The 21334-nt window shown below is 48.4% G+C and carries 23 protein-coding genes; 6 read left to right on the top strand and 17 right to left on the bottom strand.

The genetic code is table 11. The features are described 5' to 3' along the window. Window positions 1–4: 4 nt before the first annotated feature. The 3 genes from AC1S5B_RS27305 to AC1S5B_RS27315 form a co-directional block, all read right to left on the bottom strand. Window positions 5–1894 (bottom strand): M61 family metallopeptidase, encoded by a 1890-nt coding sequence (locus tag AC1S5B_RS27305; RefSeq protein ID WP_482038803.1) that lies wholly within the window; start codon window positions 1892–1894, stop codon window positions 5–7. Window positions 1895–1943: 49 nt separating this feature from the next. After that, window positions 1944–2603 carry a Crp/Fnr family transcriptional regulator gene (locus AC1S5B_RS27310; RefSeq protein WP_482038804.1) on the bottom strand — a complete coding sequence of 220 codons (660 nt, stop codon included), beginning with the start codon at window positions 2601–2603 and terminating at the stop codon, window positions 1944–1946. Between the two features lie 210 nt (window positions 2604–2813). Further along, entirely contained in the window at window positions 2814–3689 is an 876-nt protein-coding gene (locus AC1S5B_RS27315) for a 3'(2'),5'-bisphosphate nucleotidase CysQ family protein (protein WP_482038805.1), read from the bottom strand. 156 nt (window positions 3690–3845) lie between these two features. On the opposite strand from AC1S5B_RS27315, the gene AC1S5B_RS27320 reads away from it, so the two are divergent. Further along, window positions 3846–6227, top strand: coding sequence for a bifunctional serine/threonine-protein kinase/ABC transporter substrate-binding protein (locus AC1S5B_RS27320; protein ID WP_482039015.1), 2382 nt, complete (start codon window positions 3846–3848; stop codon window positions 6225–6227). 45 nt (window positions 6228–6272) lie between these two features. Here the strand turns inward: AC1S5B_RS27320 and AC1S5B_RS27325 are convergent, their stop codons facing one another. The 6 genes from AC1S5B_RS27325 to AC1S5B_RS27350 all read right to left on the bottom strand — a co-directional run bounded on the left by AC1S5B_RS27325 (window position 6273) and on the right by AC1S5B_RS27350 (window position 9486). Next, a complete protein-coding gene (locus AC1S5B_RS27325) occupies window positions 6273–6686 on the bottom strand; it encodes a hypothetical protein (RefSeq protein ID WP_482038806.1) in 414 nt (137 codons plus the stop codon). Between the two features lie 65 nt (window positions 6687–6751). Then, window positions 6752–7132 (bottom strand): hypothetical protein, encoded by a 381-nt coding sequence (locus AC1S5B_RS27330; protein WP_482038807.1) that lies wholly within the window; start codon window positions 7130–7132, stop codon window positions 6752–6754. Between the two features lie 108 nt (window positions 7133–7240). Next, window positions 7241–7942 (bottom strand): ATP-dependent Zn protease, encoded by a 702-nt coding sequence (locus tag AC1S5B_RS27335; RefSeq protein ID WP_482038808.1) that lies wholly within the window; start codon window positions 7940–7942, stop codon window positions 7241–7243. Between the two features lie 110 nt (window positions 7943–8052). Beyond that, window positions 8053–8382, bottom strand: coding sequence for a DUF2059 domain-containing protein (locus AC1S5B_RS27340; protein WP_482038809.1), 330 nt, complete (start codon window positions 8380–8382; stop codon window positions 8053–8055). After that, on the bottom strand, window positions 8351–8587 hold the full coding sequence (locus AC1S5B_RS27345) for a hypothetical protein (protein WP_482038810.1): 237 nt from the start codon (window positions 8585–8587) through the stop codon (window positions 8351–8353). Before AC1S5B_RS27345 ends, AC1S5B_RS27340 begins: the two co-directional genes overlap by 32 nt. A gap of 86 nt (window positions 8588–8673) precedes the next feature. Further along, window positions 8674–9486: a M15 family metallopeptidase gene (locus AC1S5B_RS27350; protein WP_482038811.1), complete on the bottom strand. Its 813-nt coding sequence runs from the start codon at window positions 9484–9486 to the stop codon at window positions 8674–8676. A gap of 103 nt (window positions 9487–9589) precedes the next feature. On the opposite strand from AC1S5B_RS27350, the gene AC1S5B_RS27355 reads away from it, so the two are divergent. Continuing rightward, complete coding sequence (locus AC1S5B_RS27355; protein ID WP_482038812.1) at window positions 9590–10579, top strand: AEC family transporter; 990 nt, start codon at window positions 9590–9592, stop codon at window positions 10577–10579. A gap of 20 nt (window positions 10580–10599) precedes the next feature. Here the strand turns inward: AC1S5B_RS27355 and AC1S5B_RS27360 are convergent, their stop codons facing one another. Beyond that, window positions 10600–10899 carry a cyclic di-GMP-binding domain-containing protein, MshE-related gene (locus AC1S5B_RS27360; protein WP_482038813.1) on the bottom strand — a complete coding sequence of 100 codons (300 nt, stop codon included), beginning with the start codon at window positions 10897–10899 and terminating at the stop codon, window positions 10600–10602. A 172-nt stretch (window positions 10900–11071) separates the two neighbouring features. Then, complete coding sequence (locus AC1S5B_RS27365; protein ID WP_482038814.1) at window positions 11072–11602, bottom strand: phosphoribosyltransferase; 531 nt, start codon at window positions 11600–11602, stop codon at window positions 11072–11074. Window positions 11603–11673: 71 nt separating this feature from the next. On the opposite strand from AC1S5B_RS27365, the gene AC1S5B_RS27370 reads away from it, so the two are divergent. Next, the gene (locus tag AC1S5B_RS27370; RefSeq protein ID WP_482038815.1) at window positions 11674–13119 is read left to right on the top strand and encodes an MFS transporter; all 1446 of its coding nucleotides are present in this window, start codon (window positions 11674–11676) and stop codon (window positions 13117–13119) included. Between the two features lie 147 nt (window positions 13120–13266). Then, the gene (locus AC1S5B_RS27375) at window positions 13267–13938 is read left to right on the top strand and encodes a HEAT repeat domain-containing protein (protein WP_482038816.1); all 672 of its coding nucleotides are present in this window, start codon (window positions 13267–13269) and stop codon (window positions 13936–13938) included. A 32-nt stretch (window positions 13939–13970) separates the two neighbouring features. Here the strand turns inward: AC1S5B_RS27375 and AC1S5B_RS27380 are convergent, their stop codons facing one another. Beyond that, window positions 13971–15866 carry a lipoxygenase family protein gene (locus tag AC1S5B_RS27380; RefSeq protein ID WP_482038817.1) on the bottom strand — a complete coding sequence of 632 codons (1896 nt, stop codon included), beginning with the start codon at window positions 15864–15866 and terminating at the stop codon, window positions 13971–13973. Window positions 15867–15869: 3 nt separating this feature from the next. Next, window positions 15870–16691, bottom strand: coding sequence for a photosystem II biogenesis protein Psp29 (psb29, locus tag AC1S5B_RS27385; protein WP_482038818.1), 822 nt, complete (start codon window positions 16689–16691; stop codon window positions 15870–15872). 24 nt (window positions 16692–16715) lie between these two features. On the opposite strand from psb29, the gene AC1S5B_RS27390 reads away from it, so the two are divergent. Further along, complete coding sequence (locus AC1S5B_RS27390) at window positions 16716–17306, top strand: CpcT/CpeT family chromophore lyase (RefSeq protein ID WP_482038819.1); 591 nt, start codon at window positions 16716–16718, stop codon at window positions 17304–17306. A 23-nt stretch (window positions 17307–17329) separates the two neighbouring features. On the opposite strand, the gene AC1S5B_RS27395 is transcribed toward AC1S5B_RS27390, so the two are convergent. Continuing rightward, window positions 17330–17710 carry an STAS domain-containing protein gene (locus tag AC1S5B_RS27395; RefSeq protein ID WP_482038820.1) on the bottom strand — a complete coding sequence of 127 codons (381 nt, stop codon included), beginning with the start codon at window positions 17708–17710 and terminating at the stop codon, window positions 17330–17332. Between the two features lie 137 nt (window positions 17711–17847). Then, entirely contained in the window at window positions 17848–18900 is a 1053-nt protein-coding gene (gene hemF / locus AC1S5B_RS27400; protein ID WP_482038821.1) for an oxygen-dependent coproporphyrinogen oxidase, read from the bottom strand. 448 nt (window positions 18901–19348) lie between these two features. Between hemF and AC1S5B_RS27405 the strand changes: the two genes are divergently transcribed. Continuing rightward, complete coding sequence (locus tag AC1S5B_RS27405; protein WP_482038822.1) at window positions 19349–19873, top strand: SRPBCC family protein; 525 nt, start codon at window positions 19349–19351, stop codon at window positions 19871–19873. Between the two features lie 24 nt (window positions 19874–19897). Here AC1S5B_RS27405 and AC1S5B_RS27410 read toward each other — a convergent pair whose 3' ends face one another. Beyond that, window positions 19898–20845 (bottom strand): response regulator, encoded by a 948-nt coding sequence (locus AC1S5B_RS27410; RefSeq protein ID WP_482038823.1) that lies wholly within the window; start codon window positions 20843–20845, stop codon window positions 19898–19900. Between the two features lie 146 nt (window positions 20846–20991). Beyond that, on the bottom strand, window positions 20992–21258 hold the full coding sequence (locus AC1S5B_RS27415) for a hypothetical protein (protein ID WP_482038824.1): 267 nt from the start codon (window positions 21256–21258) through the stop codon (window positions 20992–20994). Between the last annotated feature and the right edge of the window lie 76 nt (window positions 21259–21334).

Raw genomic sequence — 21334 nt, forward strand, 5'->3', positions numbered from 1 at the left:
ACGCCTACATAATCTCGCCCAGAGAAACCCCTAGCCAGCCGTGAAAGAGTTGTTCTTGTTTGCGAGTGGGGCGATCGCGGGGGATGAGTTGAAAGCGAGTGGGGCGCGGCTCTGCTAGGGTTAGCGCTGCTTGGCGCAACTCGTCTTGATGAAACCAAGTAACTTGTAGCGAGTCATCAGCTTGATAATCACGCAGGCGATCGCTCAGTTGATCAGCGCTAACGCGAATGCCGTCGATTGCCAGCAGTTCATCACCGGCATCCATGCCTACCTGCTGAGCCGGAGAGCCGCTTTCTACAAACTTGATCACTTCCCGTCCATGCTCGGTTTTAAGGTTCAAACCTAGAACTGGAAGGCTATCATCGCGATCGAGCAACAGCCGCATTCCAAATGGCTCTAGATATTGGTCAAACGGCAATTCTTCGGTGGTGTTGAGCGCCTGATGGAAGAACTTGCTGAGATCGATGCCTGCCACCGACTCAATTGTTTGCTGAAGTTGCTCTGGCGTGAAGCCAATTTCAGATTTGCCAAATTGCTCCCACAATAAACGCAGCACATCGTCCAACGATCGCTTGTTACTATGGCGCGATCGAATCTGCAAATCCAGCAGCAACGACACCATTTCGCCTTTGAGATAGTAAGACATTTGGGTGTTTGGGCTGTTGGCATCCTGCCGATAAAGCTTAACCCAAGCATCAAAGCTAGACTCCGCAAGTGGCTGCACGAGCCTACCCGGAGTGGTCAAGAAACGACTAATTTCCTTACTAAGACCATTGAGATAAGTCCGGATATCATAAATTCCGGCTCGATAGGGAACGATCAAATCGTAGTAGCTGGTGGTTCCTTCGCTAAACCAGAGAGAAGGCGTATAATTTTCCTGCTCATAATCAAACACTTCCAGCCCTTTAGGACGAATGCGCTTAACGTTCCACAGGTGAAGAAATTCGTGGGCAACCAGTTGAATGAAGCGATTGTATTTGTCTTTGTTACAAAACCCGAAACGCTGATAAATTAAAGAGCAACTGTTTTTATGTTCTAACCCGCCAAAGCCATGGGATGAAAGGTGCAATAGAAACAGATAGCGATCGTAGGGTAACCCCCCAAACAGATTTGCCTCAACTTGAATGATGCGTTGAATGTCGCTAATTAAGCGATCGCTCTCTAAATTACCCTCTCTATAAACAGCAAGCTGGTGGGGTTTTCCCAGTGCTTCAAACTCAAAAAGTTGATGGGTGCCAATTTCAAATGGACTATCAACCAGCGTATCAAAATCGATCGCTTCAAACGTATTCGCCGCTTCAGCAATGACTGGCAACGTTGTAGTGACTTGCCAATCTGGTTTGGGAGGGATGATCTCGACCCGAATTGGATTTTGCTGGTGTCCAGGAATGTAGAAAAAAAGCGCTGCGCCATTGAAATAGCCGTGGGAACCATCCAAATGGTTAGTCCGCACTGAAAGCTCATTAGCGTAGATCTCGTAGCGGATGGTCAGCGTTGTGCTGCCTTGAGGATCAACTTGCCAATGATTTTTGCCTACTTTTTGCCAGGGCAAGGAGGCATTAGTGGAAGTGCCAGCGCTAAAGTTTTGTAAGTGACGGGCGTACTCTCGAATCAGATAAGAACCAGGAGTCCAGACGGGCATCTTTAGATCAAGTACTGCGTCTGGTTGCCAACCGCTAACATGCAGCATCACCTCAAACAGATGGGATTCAGGCTGAGACATCGCAACCTGATAGTGCATTTGGGCAAGAGGATAAGAAATATCAGCGATTGGTGAAACGCTCCCTACTGGAATCGCGCTCTCCACATCCTGATCTCGATCAGGATGAACCTTAGACTGGCTTAGGGGATCGAACGGCTCCCCTGCTTCAGGTTCCCAGGTTTCTCGATTCATCAGTGGTATCGCTTTCTAACAACGGTAATATTACTTTACAATAGGTTCTCTAAACTTTGCCTGCTAAATGCATTAGTTGCTTCATATTGATCAAATGCATAGACTGATTGGCATGATCGATCTTAATCCAGCCTTTGCTATCGAGTTTTTCCATAATTTTGGACGTTTCTTCCACCCCAATATCGCTAACGTCTGCTAAGTCTTTGGGTGGAATGTTAAAGATCTCAGTGCCGCCACGGGATTCCTGCCCATAGTTTTCGCCGAGCGCCACTAGGGTATTGGCTAGCTTCACCGCTGGCGGTTTATGGCGCAGTTGAAACCGGATATTGGTTTGCCGCAACCGCCGCACCATAAGCTGCAACATCCGGTGATGCAGTTGAGGATCTTTAAATAAGGTTTGAATAAACCGCTGGGCTGAAATACTAATGAGCTTCACGCTAGAGAGAGCACTGACATCGGTCGATCGCGGCGACTCATCTAAAATTGCCATTTCTCCAAAAAAGTCGCCTTTCCCTAAAACAGCTAGGGTGACCACATTGTCTTCGCTAGAACCCGACAATCGCCGCACTTTAACCCACCCGGACACAATGAAATACACCGCATTTCCCCAGGCATCTTCCATCAGCACCGCCCGATTGGCAGGATATTCATGTTCGACAGCAACAGAAAGTAGCCATTCCAGAGTTTCTGGGTTGGCTGCTGTTAACAAGGGGAAAAGCTCACTAAACGCTTCGGTCTGCATGAAAAATGGTTGAAATAGAATAATGGAGCTTCAAAAATACTAGCAATCTTGAACCCGTGAATGACGACACTTGATGATTCAGACAGCCGTCAAGCCACTTAATTTAAGCATTTCCAAAACCGTTTCGATGAACGAAAGCAAATTCCTAGTATAAACAGTCTTGTAGAGCGTGCGACGTTACTTTTCCCAAACCTGCTTCACAGCTAGTTCTAGCTTGGGTCGGAGTGCTTCTACATACTCTGACCAGCCGATCACAATTGACTGACGATGAGCCAACGTATTGGGATCAATGGCATCGATCGCGTCGGGTGAAAATTGAATGGAATCGCCTTCCAAGGTGCAACAGGTAAGTCCTGCCGCTTTCGCCAGCGCCAAGGGACCGGCTGTATCCCACAATTTGACTCGTCCATTGAGGTAAAGATACAGCCCTGCTTTGCCAGTGATCACTTCCAATACCTTTAACCCAAAACTGCCAAGGGAGTAAAACTCCACGTTGGGAATCTGGCGGGCGATCGCCTCTCCATAGCGCGTTTGATCGCGATGCCCAATCATGATTCGGCAGGAATCGGCAGAAGACGCTGAAAACCTTTGGGGTGAAGGTATTAAAGGCATTGGTGCGCCATCTGCCGAGGTTTGAAACAGCCCCCAATCGACACCGCCATAATACAGTTGATCAAAAGCAGGCGCATAAACCCAGCCAGCGATCGGTTGATAGTGTTCTAGCAACCCCACCATCACCGAGTAATGGCTGCGACCCTTGATAAAATCCTCTGTGCCATCCAAGGGATCAATGCACCACAGACGAGCATACTTTTGGTAGAACTTTTGCCGCGATTGGATGTCTTCTTCCGTAATCACTCCGTCGTTAGGAAACAAATGAGAAAAGGCTGCTGAAAGTTGGGCATCCAGCGCCTGATCAATCGTTGTCACATAATCTTCAGGTCCCTTTTCAAAAACCTCAAACTCTTGACTCGCCATCTGAATAATTTGCAGACCGCAACGCCGAACGATCGCGCGCATCTGCTGGTCTAACTCTAGGGAAATTGGGTTCATCACGAGGAGGGATTACACAGCATCATGGTCTAGGATTCATAGTAGTCTGATAAACTAGCCTTCTGATGCGAGTAGGGCAACTAAAGTCGCGATAGAGTCTTTTACAAACAGCGCTTCGCTGGCAGAAGCATCATTCTGTTGCACTCCGTGAATTCGATGATAGGCGAACTGATTGGTGCACGCTACAGGGTTATTGAGGTTTTAGGTTCCGGTGGATTTGGGCACACCTATATTGCAGAGGACACACAGCGTCCTGGGAATCCTCGCTGTGTGCTCAAGCATCTGACCTTCAATAGTAGTGATACTGCTATTTTGCAACAGGTCAGGCGCTTGTTTCAGGCAGAAGCGGAAACCTTAGAGCAGTTAGGCAAACATGACCAAATTCCTCGTTTGTTGGCATATTTTGAAGAGAATCAGCAGTTTTATTTAGTCCAAGAGGTTATAGAAGGGAACCCGCTTAGCACTGAATTGGCTAGAGGCATTCAACTGAGTGAAACTGAAGTGATCCCGTTGCTAGAAGATGTTCTGAGTATTTTGGAATATGTTCATGCTCAGGGGGTGATTCATCGAGATATAAAACCCGCGAATTTAATTCGCCGTCGTCAAGACAGCAAGCTCGTCCTGATCGATTTTGGAGCCGTTAAAACCATTGGCAATACGGTTGCTGAAACGACGGGTGACACTAGCGTGAGTGTGCCAATTTATACCACTGGCTATGCCGCGAGTGAGCAATGCTTGGGGCGACCCCGCTTCAGCAGTGATTTATATTCCCTCGGAATGGTTGGGATTCAAGCCTTAACAGGAATTCATCCCGCCCAATTGCCCCATGACCATGAAACGTCTGAGTTGATTTGGCAAGATCAGGCGATCGCCAGTGACGAACTCGCCGCCGTACTCCATAAAATGACGCGATTTCACTTTATGGAGCGATATCACTCTGCCAGTGAGGCACTGCAAGCGTTACGAAAAGTGATTTCAACGGCTCCGACGCTGTTAACCAGTTCTCCGATGCACGCTCTTCCCACTACCTTGATTCATGAACCCACCGTAGAGCGCGGAAATTCTAGCCAGATAACCCGGATGTTTACGCCTTCCAACAAATCTTCTCTGGCACGAGTGGGTCTTGCTATCCTGGGAACCCTAGCAGCCGCAATTTTAGTTCGCAGTGTGTCCGACTCGCCCAATAATCTGCCGTGGCAAGTCAGCCGGACGATCACATCGCCCAATACAGCACTGGAGAGCGATCGCATCAGTACAGGCAGCACCCAGTTGAATCGGTGGTCATCGAATCCTCAAAAGCAGCAAGGCATTGATCACATCGCCGCCGGGAATTATGACCAAGCCGTAGCTGCCTTAGAATCGGCTCGGTCAGAAAATCCTAGCGATCCTGAGGCTCTGATTTATTTAAACAATGCGCGAATTGGAGCGAATAAAGCCTATCTAATTGCCGCAGTTGTGCCGCTGAGTGATACGCTTGCCTCTGCCGAGGAGATTTTGCGGGGTGTAGCCGCCGCCCAGAATAACATCAATCAAGCAGGCGGAATTCAAGGGGTGCCGCTGAAGGTGGCGATCGCCGATGACGGCAATCAGAGCGAGGTTGCTCAACAGGTGGCAGAGAGTTTGGCAAAAGATCCCAACCTGTTAGGAGTGATTGGGCATGGCACCAGCGATACCAGTTCTGCCGCTGCCCAGATTTATCAAGCTCAGCAACTGGTGATGATTGCGCCAGTTAGTTCAGCCATAAAGCTTGGAGAGATTGGCGACCACATTTTTCGGACAATGCCGACGGATCAGCAAACTGCGAGAGCGTTGAAAGACTATATGGTCAGTGTTTTGCAAAAGCGTCGAGTGGTGATTTTCTCGAATCCAAATAGTCAATATAGTCAGTCGCTAACCAGGGAGTTTAAAACGGCACTGGATTACAGCGGTGTGGCAGATGTGAGTGTTATCGAAGAAATCGACCTGTCCCGACCTGATTTTGATGCGGAAGATAGCGTCAATCGGGCGATCGCCAACCAAGCTGAAGTGATCATGCTGGCACCGGACAGCGAAGTCATGGATAAAGCCATCCGCGTGATTGAAAGCGCCAACCGCCGCATTCCCATTTTGGGTGGAGACAGCATGTTTACTCCACGGGTTCCTAAAATTGCCAAAGATAAAGCGGTGGGAATTGCGCTAGCGGTGCCCGTGGATGTGACCAACACGCCCTTTTTGCAGCAAGCCACAAAACTTTGGGGAGAAAAAGATCTGATCAGTTGGCGAACTGCCCTTGCCTATGATGCCACTCAAGCTCTGATTAAGGGATTAAGCCAAGATCCGACGCGGAATGGCGTATATCGCGCTTTATCAAAGCCGGGTTTTTCAGTAACCGGAGCGAAGGGAATAGTCAGCTTTCAGGTGAAACGCGATCGCGGTCAGGCACCCAGTTACATCACCGTTGCACCTCTCACCATAGGCTCTACGAAACGCTATCTCTTTACCCCGTTAAACCCGCGTTTCCCCAGGTCAACTACACCCCAAAAACGACCCTCACCCTAGTCTTCTGCCATTGAGAGAAGACCAGGGTGAAAATGGCAGGACTGCTTACAGGCAAACACCAATATTAGTAATCTTGCTGCCACTGAGATCGCTCAGGCTAGTCGCCCTGTTGCCATTGCCTGCCCAAACCCATCCTGCACGAGGACTGGTCACTTCCAGCCAGACTAAGCCATCGCTGGATTTGCGTACAGTCAGGTTGGTATCGAATTTTTCACCAGGGGCATAGCCAACGCCAGCAATTTTGCTAGTTCTAGAGGCTTGGGAACGCAGCAAAACACCGTTTGTTTTGATTAGCGCAGGGGTTGGTAAGATGCGCCGACAAACGGCGGTTGCCTGAGCCAGTTCTATGGATGTATCTTTTGGGGCTGCGATCGCGACATTGGTCGTACCAAGCCCCTCAATTCCACATCCAATCACTAAAGCCGAAACAAAGACCCAGCTTGCTTTCTGAATAGTCATGCAATATACCTCACACCGGAGAAAAGTATTCGCATCCAGCCTAGCAGTTGGTTTTTGAGATGTCACTAGTTAGATTTAGGCGTGCCAACTTCTAGAACAGCAGGTGTAACCGATTGGGGTGCTTGTTGCCGGAGGCGATCTGCCTGCTGTTTCCGAAAATTAGCAGTTTCTTTATCGATGCTTTCTCGTTTATCAGATGCAAATTCTTCAGCGCTTACGGAAGGACCTTGCAGCGCACGCAGCATCATATTTGTAAAGCTACTGGTGGCATCTCCAGATTGCCCAGAGAAAAAATTGGCATCGTCTTTTGCCCGTGAATCTTGTATGGGAGCCGCGATTTGAGCCTGAGCCGAAGCAGCCATGAAACAAGGAATCGTTGCGGCAATCAGCCCACCTAGAAGACCATAGACAGAATAACGAGTGGATTCTAGCTTGAATTGATTCATTTCAGGTCTTCTCCTCCAATGGTGACTAGCAATTACGATCAGGACTATTGACTCCCACTACTTTAGCGTGTTCCTCTCAAGACGGCGCTCTTAAGAATCTTAAAAATTTTAAACTGAAGAACTTTCTGATACCGCGATCGCAGAAGCAATAATGCGATCGCAGTCCTCTACCGGATCTCGCCGCTCCATTGCAGCCACTAGCGCCTCATAGGCGACCCAATGGGTTTCTAGTAAAGTTTTCGCTCGCAAGACAGAAACCCGCTCTTTTTGTTGAGTGTCAGCGGCAGAAAAGCGAATTTGGGATAGCAGGGCGCGCAGTTTTCCGCGATCGTCGTCGCCTCCTTCCGCATTGCCATAAACCATTGCTTCAGCGGCACCACCTGCCATCCAAATTGTACAGAGGCGATCGAGCATTTGAGCCGACAGCTTGCCCTGCTGCAATTCTGCATCCAAAACTTGGGTATCAAACTGAACGCCACCTTGCCCTGGATGTCCCTTCTTCAAAGCTTCCCAAGCGCTGAGGGTATAGTCTGTGACGGGAACACCCAACTGATGAGCCACCAAAAAGTGCCCTGCTTCATGGCGAATAATCCGTGCCCGATGCTCGGCAGAAAACCCCGCTAGCCAGTCCAGCATCAAAGTGGAGCCACGCCCCTGCCAACTTAAAGTATCTAGTGCCGCCAATCCTAAAACGCTAGCCGTAGCGATCGCCGGCACTGCTGGAGACAACTGCACTAATGGTCCCAGCAGGGCGGACATCGTGATCACAAAGATAGAAATGGCAACCAAATTGAGAGATAACTGACTCATTCAGTAAGGTTATGTGCGACTGATTCAGCCTAACAACAAACGCAGCAGTAGCGAAGGACTGAGGCTAAATCTGCTTGTAGACTTGAAATTAGACGGGGATGACTTCAACTTTATTTGCGTGGCTGCTCGGTTTCTTTCATCACTTCGGGGGGCATTTGAATTCGACCAGATTGGTAATCATCCGCTACTTTGTCAAGTCGCTTGCGCCGATCCTGTCCTGCATCCGCATAGGCTTGAACCTCAGCTTGCAGCAGCTTTTTCATCACGGGTTGCTTGGATAAAGTCAATAGTTCTTTCAGTTCTGCCTCTGAAAAGGTGGCTTCTAGCCGCGCAAGATACTTGGATTCCGCATGGTTCCATCCTGCTTCTCGCACCAAAACTCCTTGCAGCCACGCATGAAATTTGGGTTTATAGGTGGCGGGTGGCAACTGCGAAGTCAACAATGTAACCCAGGTATCGGTCATATTGCTGAGCGATGCCGATTTCTGAGAGAACTGCTCGTGCTAATTCCTGCTTAGATTGAGCCGGATTCCCGATCGCTGGGCTGGGCTTAGAAGGTTCTGGCTGGGAGTTCGCTGTGCAGGCGGCAAGAATAATGCAGACTGTGAGCAGCATCTTTGAAGACCATGATTGAAGGTTGAACATGGGTCACTCCTGTGCGTAAACAATGTGTGATCGCGAGAATGCCTTTAAACGCCCGACTAGCTTGAATCACCCATACTGATCGATCGCTATTTTTTGCCCCGCGCTTTATAAAAGGTTTCGAGGCTAGCGCGATCGCCCACAAAGCGCCAATGCCAGGGTTCATAGCTCACACCCTGTTTATTATTTTTGGGAAACGATACCTCAAAGCTGTGGAACGGTGCATTTGCCTTGAGCCACTTAAAAGCAGCCGTGTTTTCAAAATCTGGGCTGAGATTCAGTGCCGGCACAGCGCCATCGCCAATATCCAAGGCATAGCCCGTGTGATGTTCACTGTAGCCGGGAGGGGCACTCACTTTTGCTCGTTCAGCAGCAACCTGTCCCCGTTCAGCTTTTTTACCAAAAAAGAGATAGTCCTGATCCGTAAGCGATCGAAATCCAGAGAGCGGCACTAGACTCACACCTTCCTGCTGAGCAGCGGCTTGCATCTCTTGGTAGGCTTTGGCAGCGGCTTTTCGTAGCTTGATCGAGCCATCAGAGACGATGGGTGTTAGTTCGGCTGCAGGAGCTTCGGCATAGCGAAAATGCCCCAGCATGGTGTCTGCATTAACCGATGCGGCAGTTGGTGATGTCGTCGGATTGGGAGGCGTTGGGGATTGGGCAGAATTAGCCGCGATCGCTGCACTGTCAGACTGAGCTTGCTGAGATCGCTGAAGCTGTACGGCTACCAAAACTCCTGCGGCAAGGGCGATCGCTCCAAGCGTCGTTAAACCTGCCATCAACATTGAGCGATCCACCGTAGCGGGTGCAACAGCAGGAGTATCGCGGAGTGCAACCGGAATATCATCTGGCAGATGTTTAGTAACTTCAGAGGAGTTATCTGGTGCGCTAACCTTATCCAAGCGTTTTGCTCCTGCTCTGTTGAGCACCTGTTGAACGAGCAACATCTTAACATTAGGAACTGTAGACTGAAATCGAATTTTCTAATAAGCATTCAGTCACGTCATGCCATTTACCAAGCTGCTGGCAATTTACATTCCGCTATTAAGCTGGACAGGGTTAGGCTGGATTTTAGGGCGACTATTACCCGCTAAAGCTCCCGTCGCTCTTGGCAAATTCCTTTTTTGGATTGGGGTGCCGATCGGAATTGTGGCATTTCTACGCCATGCGCTGATTTCTGCATCTCTGTGGATTGCACCAGTGACCGCCTGGGCGGCGATTCTGCTGGGCAGCAGTCTTGCTTGGGGTTGGATGCAGTATGGACAGTCGTGGATTCACAAGCAGTCTGGGAACGATGTAGACAGCGATCGCGCCCGTTGGAATCGCAAAACCCAAGCGAGTTTCCTACTCACCTCAATGGTGGGCAATACGGGCTACATTGGATTTCCTGTTTCTCTGGCGCTGGTGGGTTCAGATTATTTTGCTTGGGCGATATTTTATGACATGCTCGGCTCTACTTTAGGAGCCTATGGTTTGGGTGTGGCAGTGGCTTCGCGCTGGGGCAAGCGCCAGACCAATAGACAGACAAACTGGCTGCGATCGCTCTATACCTTTTGTCGCCCACTGTTCACTAACCCCGCATTATGGGGATTTTGTATAGGGCTAGTGGCTAGGGATATAGCAATTCCACCCATAGCGGAAGCGAGTTTGCGGGGATTTGCCTGGAGCGTAGTATCGCTGTCTTTAGTGCTGGTGGGAATGCGCTTAAGCCAGTTAACTTCACTTAAAAGTATTCAACCCGCCGCCTTCAGCCTCAGTATTAAAATGCTGCTGGTGCCGTTGGTGATTGGCAGCGGTTTGTGGTGGTTGGGTGTGCATGGATCGGTGCATCGAGCAATTTTGCTGCAAATGGCAATGCCGCCTGCTTTTGCCACACTGGTGATTTCAGAAGCCTATGAATTGGATCATGAACTGGCAGTAACCGCGATCGCGATCGGCAGTCTCACCTTACTGCTGACGTTACCATTCTGGCTATGGCTATTTGGAGGCTTATAAATACGCTGCGATCGCCTTTGCTAAGGCGTATCCATGTCATCAGATTGATGAGTCGAATTACCCAGCGGATCTTGTTGATTCAAAGATGCTTGCTCCGGCAAAATAACTTTTTCCATGAGATATTCGATCGTTTCCTGTTTCACCCAACCCCGCGCTGCCAAAATTTCTCCAAAACGTAGCCCGTTTACTTTCTGGTCATCCAGCGCCACGTTGACTTGAGCAGGCGTAAGTAATCCAGCATCGACTAAATAGCCACCAATTCGTTTGGGGCGGAACGATGAAGGGGGTTGAGATTCTGGGGGATTGTCATTCGCAGCCATAGATTTTGCTCACATATATCCGACGTTCGGATCAAGACCCATTGAGTAGCGATAGAGTGCCCCGTTGTCTACAGAAATACTACTTCAATCAAAAAAAACTTCGAGATTTTAGCTAAACCTCACATAAATCCAGATTTATATAGAGATTGTGTATCAAGAAATTGATTACTCTCTAAAGTGCCTTTTCTGCATCAGTGGCATGAGCAGCCGCAAGCTCTGTGATGGTCATCTGTTCATAGGGTTCAAAGGGCTGATGAATCCAAGGATCGTTTGGCAAATGAGTGACGTAATAGTCGGGAGTTATGACGGAACACTGTTTATACCAAAGGACAGCGGTGCGAACTTCTTCGATGTAGAATCCGTATTTGAGATCGAGCCAGTCGAGCGTTTTCTTCAGCGTTACTCCAGAATCCACTAAATCATCCACCAATAAGACATGACTGCCCAAATTTGCGGTGGTTTTGGTGAGATCATTAGAAAAAATCAGCGACCCACGAGATTGGTTTTTGCTACCTCCATAGGATGCCGTAGACAAAATGGCAAGGGGCACGTCATATAAACGGGACAAAATATCTCCCACTCTCAAGCCGCCCTTTGCCAAACAGATAATCTGATTAAACTGCCAGTTGGATTGATACACCTTTACGGCGAGTCGCTCAATCAAGTAATGGTAATCTTCCCAAGAGACGTAAAGATCTGGCATGGTCAAGCTCTTTGCATTGCAGAAGTCGAAGAAAATAATACAACTGTTGACGAAATTTTACTCATCTTCTCATGAACAATTCTGATTCTGAAAGCTTTGATTCTCGCCCACTCAGTTTTTGGACAAAAATGGCGTATGGAGCGGGCGATTTGGGTCCTGCGATTACTGCCAATATTGTGGTGGTGTTTTTGTTGGTGTTTTTTACCAATGTGGCAGGGTTAGATCCTGGCTTGGCAGGCAGCATTTTGCTAATTGGCAAGATTTGGGATGCGATTAATGATCCGATGGTGGGGGCGATGAGCGATCGCACTGAGAATAAATGGGGACGACGCTTACCCTGGATGTTTTGGGGAGCCGTGCCCTTTGGCTTCTTTTTCTTTTTGCAATGGGTTGTTCCCACCTTCAGCGACAATCCTAGTACTAATCAGTGGGGTTTGTTTGGGTACTACGTGGTCATCAGCATCTTTTCCAACGCATTCTATACTGTTGTCAACTTACCCTACACCGCTCTCACCCCTGAACTGACACAAAACTACGATGAGCGCACTAGTCTCAATAGTTTTCGGTTTGCCTTTTCCATTAGCGGCAGCATCCTATCTTTAATTATTGCGCTAGTTCTATTTGGAGTCTTCCCGAATGATCCCATTAAGCAATATCTGCTGATTGGGGGCGTGTGTGCCGTCCTTTCAGTCTTGCCCTTGTATTGGTGCGTCTTTGGGATTCGTGAACGAGTGCTAGAGGGAGAAGCTCGCCGTCAAGCGAACCCACCACCGCCCCAAACGATGTCTTATGTAGAACAGCTAAAAGTTGCGTTTCGCAATCGTCCTTTTCTCTATGTGGTGGGCATTTATCTCTGTTCGTGGCTGGCAGTGCAAAATACGGTCGCTATCATTCCCTACTTTGTCCAAAACTGGATGGGTCTAACAGCACAAGATTTCACTAAGGTGGTGATTGCGGTGCAGGCAACTGGCTTGGTCATGCTGTTTGTTTGGACGGCGGTCAGCAAGCGGGTCGGCAAAAAAGCGGTCTATTTTATGGGGATGTCGCTGTGGGTGATCGCCCAGATTGGTTTATTTCTCTTGCAGCCTGGACAAGTTGTTGGAATGTATGTGTTGGCGGTGATGGCGGGGTTTGGGGTGTCCACTGCTTATTTAGTGCCTTGGTCGATGATTCCCGATGTGATTGAGTTGGATGAACTGAACACGGGTCAACGCCGGGAAGGGCTGTTTTATGGATACATGGTGTTGTTGCAAAAGGTAGCGCTGGCGATTGGGGTCTTTTTGGTCGGGCAGGCGCTGCAAGTGTCGGGCTTCTTAAAAACTACTGCGGGTCAGCCTAGCCCAATCCAGCCAGACTCAGCGTTATTGGCGATTCGGCTAATGATTGGTCCCATCCCCGCCGTAATTTTGCTAATTGGGCTGGTATTGGCTTATTTTTATCCGATCACCCGCGAAGTTCATGCCGAGATTTTGTTGAAACTGCAAGAGCGAAAGCAGCAAGCAAGTGGAGAAGGATGACTGAAGAAGTTTTGAGGCTTCGACGTAAGGCGTTCAGCCGAACGTTTTGAGTGTCTTGACCTTGGTGATTACTCCGCACTCCCAACTCTGTACTCATATCTCCGTTATAATGATTGAATAGTAAAGTTTTGTAACGAGATTTTTAAAGTGATTCAGCCAAATTTAGAAAGAATTGCGGCAGATTTAGAGAGTGAAAATGTGCGCGATCGCCGGATTGCGTTAGCAACTCTGCGAGATGTGCCGGCGATCGATGCGGTGCCGTTGATCAAAAAAGTGCTGCATGATGAAAATTTGCAGGTGAGATCGATGGCAGTCTTTGCCTTAGGAATTAAGCAAACTGATGAATGCTATCCGCTGCTGCTAGATGTTTTAACCAACGAATCGGACTACAGCATTCGAGCCGATGCAGCAGGAGCGTTGGGTTATTTGGAAGACATTCGGGCATTCGAGCCACTGGTTCGCATTTTTTATGAAGACACAGAATGGTTAGTCCGGTTCAGTGCGGCGGTTTCGTTGGGCAATTTGAAAGATCCGCGTGCTTATGATGTGCTGATTCAAGCCTTGGAGAGTCAGGAAGTGGTGCTTCAGCAGGCGGCGATCGCGGCATTGGGTGAAATTAAAGCGATCAACTCCGTAGACCATATTCTCCGCTTTGCCCAGTCGGAAGATTGGCTGGTTCGTCAGCGGCTTGCGGAAGCGTTGGGACACTTGCCAACCCCAAAAAGTGTTTCTGCCGCGAAATATCTAGCAAAAGATAGTCATCCACAGGTTGCGGAAGCAGCCCGAATTTCCTTGGAGCGGTTGAGTGCGGAATCCTAAGTGCGGAAGTCACTCTTTGCTAGATCTCTTTGCTAGATGTTAATACTGTTGGGAATGCGAGAGGGGAGCAGATAAGGATAAGCAATCCCTGTAGAGGCAACTCGTTTTCGGTTGCGTTGCATGATTTCTTGCTCGATCGCGACTAGCTCTGTCCGAAACTGCTCCAAGACTTGGCGATCGCCAATATCTTTGAAGTCAATCAAATCAGAACTGCCTAATCTGCCCCACCGAATGCCGCTGAGGGCAAAACTTAGCTCGATTTGTCCCAAGTCTTGTTTTAGCGGTGGCAGCAGTTGTTCCACGGAAGTGCAGGAGCTAGGGTGACAATAAGCCGCTAGAGGCGCGTTGGGCGCATAGCCCACATAGTCAAACTGGCTGAAATTTACAGCGGCATGTTGAGGTCCACAGGTGAAAATTAGTTGGGTAGCAATCTTAACAAGATCTTGCAGGCTAGCAATCTCGGTGGGGAACCCTGGGACTCGTGGATAGTCGGGCAGTTCGCTCAGATCAAGCCCTGCCTGGGCGATCGCCTCAGTTGGGAGCCAGGAGGGTGCAGTGGGAAAATCACTACCAGGGCGATCGCCCAGAGAACTGCCTAATTCCGCCGCCCAAGCTTGCAGATAAAAATCTTGCTGAACCGCTTCATCTGTTGGATAGTACTGCTGTAGAAACTGAGTCGCGTACCGCTGAATCGCATCCCACAGCAGCAGCGCATCATCTCGATAGGGAAACTCTGGCAAAAATTCGGGTTCAATCCCTCGCTGTTGGATGTTTTTTGGCAAAGCATAATCGCCAAATGATCGCTGCCGATAGGCACGATTGATTAACCCAATGGAGGCTTGGCGCGTCGGAGCCATTAAAGTGTCGATCGCGGCTCCCTCACCCAACAGCACGGTGTTACCGCGATTATTAATGGCCAACAAAAATTGGAAATGGGGACGCAGCAGTCGATACAGCGGATGACTGGTGGGCAACTGGCGCGGAGTCGCGATCGCAAACGCTTCCATTGCTAAGTGCGTATCACACAGATGGGCAATCAACTCATGTTGGGTGACATCTGCCACTTGCGTGAACAGTTTTGCCAGCATCCAGGCATCGCTTTCTGATTGGTGCCGCAGGGCAACCGATCCTGCTTCAAGCTGAATCAACAGCGGTTCTAACCCATTTTGTGTGTGGTAGAACAGTGCCACAGGACTACCCACATAGCGACCGGGCTGCAAATCGGCAACCGTCAAACTTTGTAACAAGGGGTAGTCTGCCACAAACAAGCAACTATCCGCTGCCGATTGCGCCAGATCAACGCGATCGCCATTGGCAAGCACGCACTCTAGATTCGCCCAGCTTTGCAGTAACGGTTGATCGGCAGGCTGAATGCGACGCAGCACCATGGGGTTTTGTCCTGCAAGCCGCTGACGGGCAAACTCGCGATCGCTCAGTCCCCCTTCCCGCTCATGAATGTGAACAACGGTTGGACGCGATCGACGATGCTGTTCTAAGACTTCGTAGGATCGCGCTCTAACTTGGGTGAGACAAGCTTCCTTTGATGCTGCCTCTCTCGCCGACAACAGCGCTTCTATCATGTCTCGGCGATCGCGAACAAACCCTACTCCAAATTGCTCATCTGGCGGCAAATCAAAGTTAAACCAGCCCGATTGAAAAATTTCTAAATTAACTAGCCGGGTAGTTACAACACTCCAAAGCTCATCCGCCTTGCGAGCCGTGTGCTTCAACTGATTACCCAGCAGACTTAAAGGATGAGACAACTTGCCTTGGTCAACCGCTGCTTTCCCTAATTGGGTTGCAATATATCGCATCACGCCATCTTCCCCCACATGAGAAAAAAGGCGCGCCGGACCTTGTTGATCTAAAGCAGTTGGATCATACCGGTAGTGACCTTGCTGGGGTTTTGAAGACGTATGAGGGGACATACATTAAGAACCTGAGGCGGCTTCGTTTTTGGGAGTCTCAGTCATATCAACAGAACTAGAACCATTCTCGCTGTTTGCCTGAAGCCGTTCTTCCCGCTTTTTCTTACTGGCTTGCAAAATATCTGCCATGACTGCCTGAGCCTGAGCCATCTTCTCTAGATTGCTACGGTAAAGCTCCAAATCTTTCTGGATTTTGTCTTCAGGTAACCGCAGAGCCGCACAAACTTCCTTTAAAAGTTCTTGACGCTGAGCTTCGTTTTGCACCGCTTCCGAATCTGCCAATTCAAATAATGTAAATAACCCAATGGCAAATAACCGCGTGTATTTAAATTTGGGATTATTGGCGATCGCTTTGACTTGTTCTTGTAGCTCATCCCCCGACGCGATCGTGGCAGCGGTTTCCACCCAAGACACCAACTCTTTCGCTGAGCCGACTGAGTGAGCAAAAGTGGTCAAGCGCTCGGCATCGCTTTTATACCGCTGAGGATCGTCTGGCAGCGATTGGCAAAGACAATTAAAAATCGAATCCTTATCTTGCTCAGGGCGATATCCCTGCATGAAGCGATCGAGTGAAGTAACCACTCCCAAAGCATAAATTGGGTCGTAGTGGTAATCCACATTGACGGTAAGCAAGTGCATCTCCACCATTAATTCTTCAACCACCCGACGATAAATCGAATTAATTGGGCGCGTATGGCAGGAGTAAAAAGCTCGCTTGGTATCTGAAACAGTACGGACAGTATTCACAGTAGAATTTTGGTGGTTGATCTCCCCTTCATTCTCCCTCGGTATGAGACGTTTGCCAAGTTTTGTTAAAGAAATCATAAATCACTCCTTTGCTTCATCATCATGCGCCTTCCTCCTAATCTACTTACCCTAGCCTCCCATCTCACGGGTGAATTTGAGAACGCTGAGCAAGCGGCGGCTGAACCTGTTTGGTATGTTCACCTACGGCTATGGCAACGTCCAGTGGCGCTTTTTGGCGAAGACAGCATTACGATATTCGCAGAGCAAGCAAATATCATGAATCTGCAAAACCCCTATCGTCAGCGTTTAATGCGGCTGCAACCTGCGTCAGATTCGCTGCACGCATTACAGGTACAGTATTACGAATTTAAAGATCCAGGCAGTGTCAAAGGGGCTGGAAATAATCCAGATTTGCTTAAATCGGTGACACTTGAACAGGTCAATTTATTACCAGGCTGCATTTTGAATGTAAGTTTGCTAGAGGGCGATCGCTTCATTGCAAAGCCACGAATTGGCGATCGATGTTGCTTCAATTACCAAGGAGAGATAAGGCAGGTGGTTCTTGGGTTTGAAGCCAGTGCCAGCAAATACTTAACCTACGACAAAGGAATCAACCCAAAAACCAACCAGGCTTTATGGGGAGCGATGATGGGACCCTACCGCTATGGAAAGACTCAAGATTACAGCCACTAACTATCTCAAAAGATGACTAGGGATTAACTCGCAATTCCACGGGGAACCCCTTCTAGAGCTTCTTCTTCGGTATCAAAAATTTCAAATACCGAATCCATCATGGTGACTTCAAATACTAGTCGAGCTTCAGGATGGACGTTACAAATTCGGAAACTCCCTCTTACCTTGTCGGCATCGCGCATTCCAGCAACCAAGGAAGTTAAACCAGAACTATCAATAAAATTGACCTGACCTAGGTTAACCACAACATGGTGACTTAGCTTAGAAATACATTCCTGTAACTTAAGGCGAAATTGCCATGCAGTAGTAATGTCTAAACGCCCAGTTGGAACTAGGACGATCACAGAGGTGCCATCTTGGGTCGTATGGTTTCTTTGCTCCATATGAATCGATTTTTGCTCCATAGGGATCAGTCCCTTCTCCTAAACGCTGTGGATATCTGGGTGACGACTACGGCTCAACCTAAACTTCGACACAAGTTGATCAGAAGGCAACAAACCTTCATCAATCAAATTTGTTCACCTGTAGTTTAACTTACCCCTTAAGAATTTGGCAGATTCCAGTTCACCCAATCTTGAGGCTTAAGGAAGGTTGTGTAAAGATCAGATTCTGGGGTATTGGGTTCAGGCTCATAGCCATATTCCCACCGTACTAGAGGCGGCAAAGACATCAGAATGGATTCAGTGCGCCCGTTAGTTTGCAATCCAAAAATAGTGCCTCGGTCGTATACAAGATTGAACTCAACATATCGTCCACGCCGATAAAGCTGAAAATTGCGCTGGCGATCGCCATATTCCATCGATTGACGACGCTCCGCGATTGGCACATAAGCAGGCAAAAAGGCTTTACCACAGTCTTTCACAAAGGCAAATATATCCTCCCAACTGCGTCCTTGCACGTCGCCAGCCGTCTGACTATAGTTCGCGGCAGGCGTATCACTATGAGAGCCGGGATAAGAAATAGGATAGAGTTTCCCCTGATTGTCTTGATAGTCAAAGAATAACCCGCCGACCCCACGAGTTTCCTGGCGATGTTTTAAGTAGAAATACTCATCGCACCACAGTTTAAAGGCAGGATAGTAGTGAGGATTGTGAGCATCACACGCTTGTTTGAGAGTGCGGTGAAAATGCACTACGTCTTCTGCAAAGGGATAGTAGGGCGTGAGGTCAATACCGCCGCCAAACCACCATACGGGACCCGCTTCAAAATAGCGATAGTTTAGGTGAACGGTGGGAATGTAGGGATTGCGGGGATGAAGCACCATTGAAGTGCCCGTCGCATAAAACCCGTGCCCTGCCGCTTCGGGACGCTGAACCAGAATAGAAGGTGGCAAGTCTTTTCCCCAAACCTCAGAAAAGTTCACGCCGCCTTGCTCGATCATGTTGCCATCTCGTAAGACACGCGATCGCCCGCCGCCGCCTTCTTCGCGAACCCAACTGTCTTCCCGAAACTTGCCAGTTCCATCGGCTTGCTCTAAGCCACTGCAAATCTCGTCTTGCAGATTGCGTAATAACTGACTCACCCGCTCACGAGAGTTACTAGGAGGAAGAGCCTGATCGACGATGGCTGCTTCGGAAGTAAAAAAAGCTGTCATACCCACCCAATTCCTGATACAAACTGGTCTGTAGTGTGCTGAAACTTGCGAACCAAAAACAGAGGATTTCTGCGCTTATTGCGCGTTTCAATACGATAAAACTCGAACTGAGACTATATTTTTACCTAGAACGGCACTTAAATTCCAAACGATTTTGGGTTCGATTGAGAAGTTTTAAGAACAGTCAGTAAAGTATTGAACGACTAAACTTTGGTATTCATGTTTTTTAAGCCTACCGCGAATTGGCTCTGCAACCAACGGATTGTTACAGCGGTTTAAAATTTTATTTGTGGGCAATCAAGCAATCATTTTGTCAGGGGTCTTGTTAGGCGATCGCTGCTTAAATGAAAGATTTGCAGAAAACCTAACGTTAGGACGATCCCTTAAGTACAGGGTCTTGGATAAGATCAGAGGATATGAGATAAGCTTCGGCGAAGAGGACTCAGACATGCTTAGCGGTCTATTTAAATTCAATCCTCGTGAGAAAGCTATTTCGCAGACTCCTCTTGTTAGAACCTATCAAGCGCTGAGTTCTGCTTCGGTTGAAGATCTGTGGAGCAAGATTACAAACTTGGAAGATGTGTCTTGGCACCCAATTATTGCCAGCACCAACGTCCCCTACGGGCTAGTGGTCAAGCCTGGTTTAATCTATCAAGCATTTACTCGGCTGATTCCAATTCCCATTCAAATTTTTGTGGAGTGTGTTCGTCCCCAAGAGGCACTTAGTATCCGTATTTTGGTTTTTCCAGGATTAGAAGAACAAGTCACTTATCGGGTGGAATCAACCGTTTGTGGAACCTGTGTCTCTTATTCAGTGACCCTGCGTGGATGGTTAGCACCGTTGCTGTGGTCGCTGATGCGTCCCTGTGCAGCGCAAGTGGCATTAAACTTGGCGCGATCGACAGAGCAATCAATAGTGCAAGCTGTGTCTAGCAACCTCAAATCATCTAAGCAGGACTGTTTTGATTTTTAGTTTGGTTTAACCATCGCGCATAGTTTAATCATCGCGCATACATGCTAACGCGAGTGCCACCTGCTGCGCGGATAGGTGTAATAAAACCAGTTCGTCTTCTCGTAAGGTACAGGGTTGTTTCCATTGCACCGAGAGGACTGCATTCACTTCATTGCGGTAGACGGCTGGAACGATGAGATGAGCCTGAATGCCAGAAGCGATGTAATGCTCAGCCGTTGCTAGATTGCTATCAGCGGGAATATTGAGGGCAACTTGCATTTTTTGGCTGACGATCGCCTCTTTCGTTAAGCTATCTTTATCTAGCCAATTTTCTAAGCGATCGCCATCACCCGTATACACGCCACTCAGGGTCGTTAATGCGCCATTGTCCACCCGTTGCAAAATACAACCATCGGCGTGAAAAGTTTTACCAAAAGCATCCGCAATAGGAGACAAACAAGAGTTTAGATCAGCGGAATCTTGTGCAGTGCGAACAATGGCTGAAAGCAGAGCAGTTTGAGCTTGCGATCGCTGTAATTCTTCCGTGCGTTGCTTCAATAATTCGTAGGTTTCCGCCGCCCGTTGCACTACTGCTTTCAATTCATCTGGGTTCCAAGGCTTAGTAATGTACTTATAAACCTGCCCAGAGTTAATTGCCTCTACTAAATCTTCGACATCAGTAAAGCCCGTTAAAATAATCCGCATGGTATCGGGGAACTGAGGCACTGTGCGGCTCAAAAACTCAGTCCCCTTCATTTCGGGCATTCGCTGATCCGAAATAATCACTGCAACCTCGCCTTCCGTTTCTAACACTTGAAGCGCATGGATGCCACTTTCTGCTTTCAGCACTGTAAAATCTCGCCGGAAAGTTCGGTAGAGCAAGTCTAGGTTGTCTGGCTCGTCGTCAACTACCAGCATTTTCGCCTTCTTCGGTCGCTCTACGCTCATCAATTGGCGACTAATCGCATCTAGCTCAGGAATGGTGTACGTCATGGGTCTAACAAGTCTCCAGCAAAACCAAAAGAAAGCGTTCACCAAGGGGGCAAATGAAGCATAGTCTTAGTCTTACCAAATTGCATCCGTTTATAACGCAAGTAGCAATGAAATCTAAAAATTGAGCGGATCAGAAAAGGTGCTTTTTAAGGACGCAATTTGGCAGGTTGAGTCGAGACGACCAGTTGAGCATCGTAAGCCGAAAAATCATATACGGGCTGATGAGCCATTTGGGTTAGGGAACCCATATGATTGTTGATTAAAAGGTAGACTCCAACCAAAGCAGCCGCAGAAAACGCAACGAGGGTTCCTGCCAGCATTAACGAAAATTCTTGGCGATCGAGGGCTTCTTGCATCAAATGCAAAGACCAGGCAACTAGCGCGATCGCAATAACAAGAAGAATAATTAGCATATGTTACACACTGTAACAGCTACTCAGAAAATGGAGTAGGCAATTCGTAAAACGTTCGCAAAGCGTCTCCGTAGCT

This window comes from Leptolyngbya sp. CALU 1928, assembly GCF_056784215.1.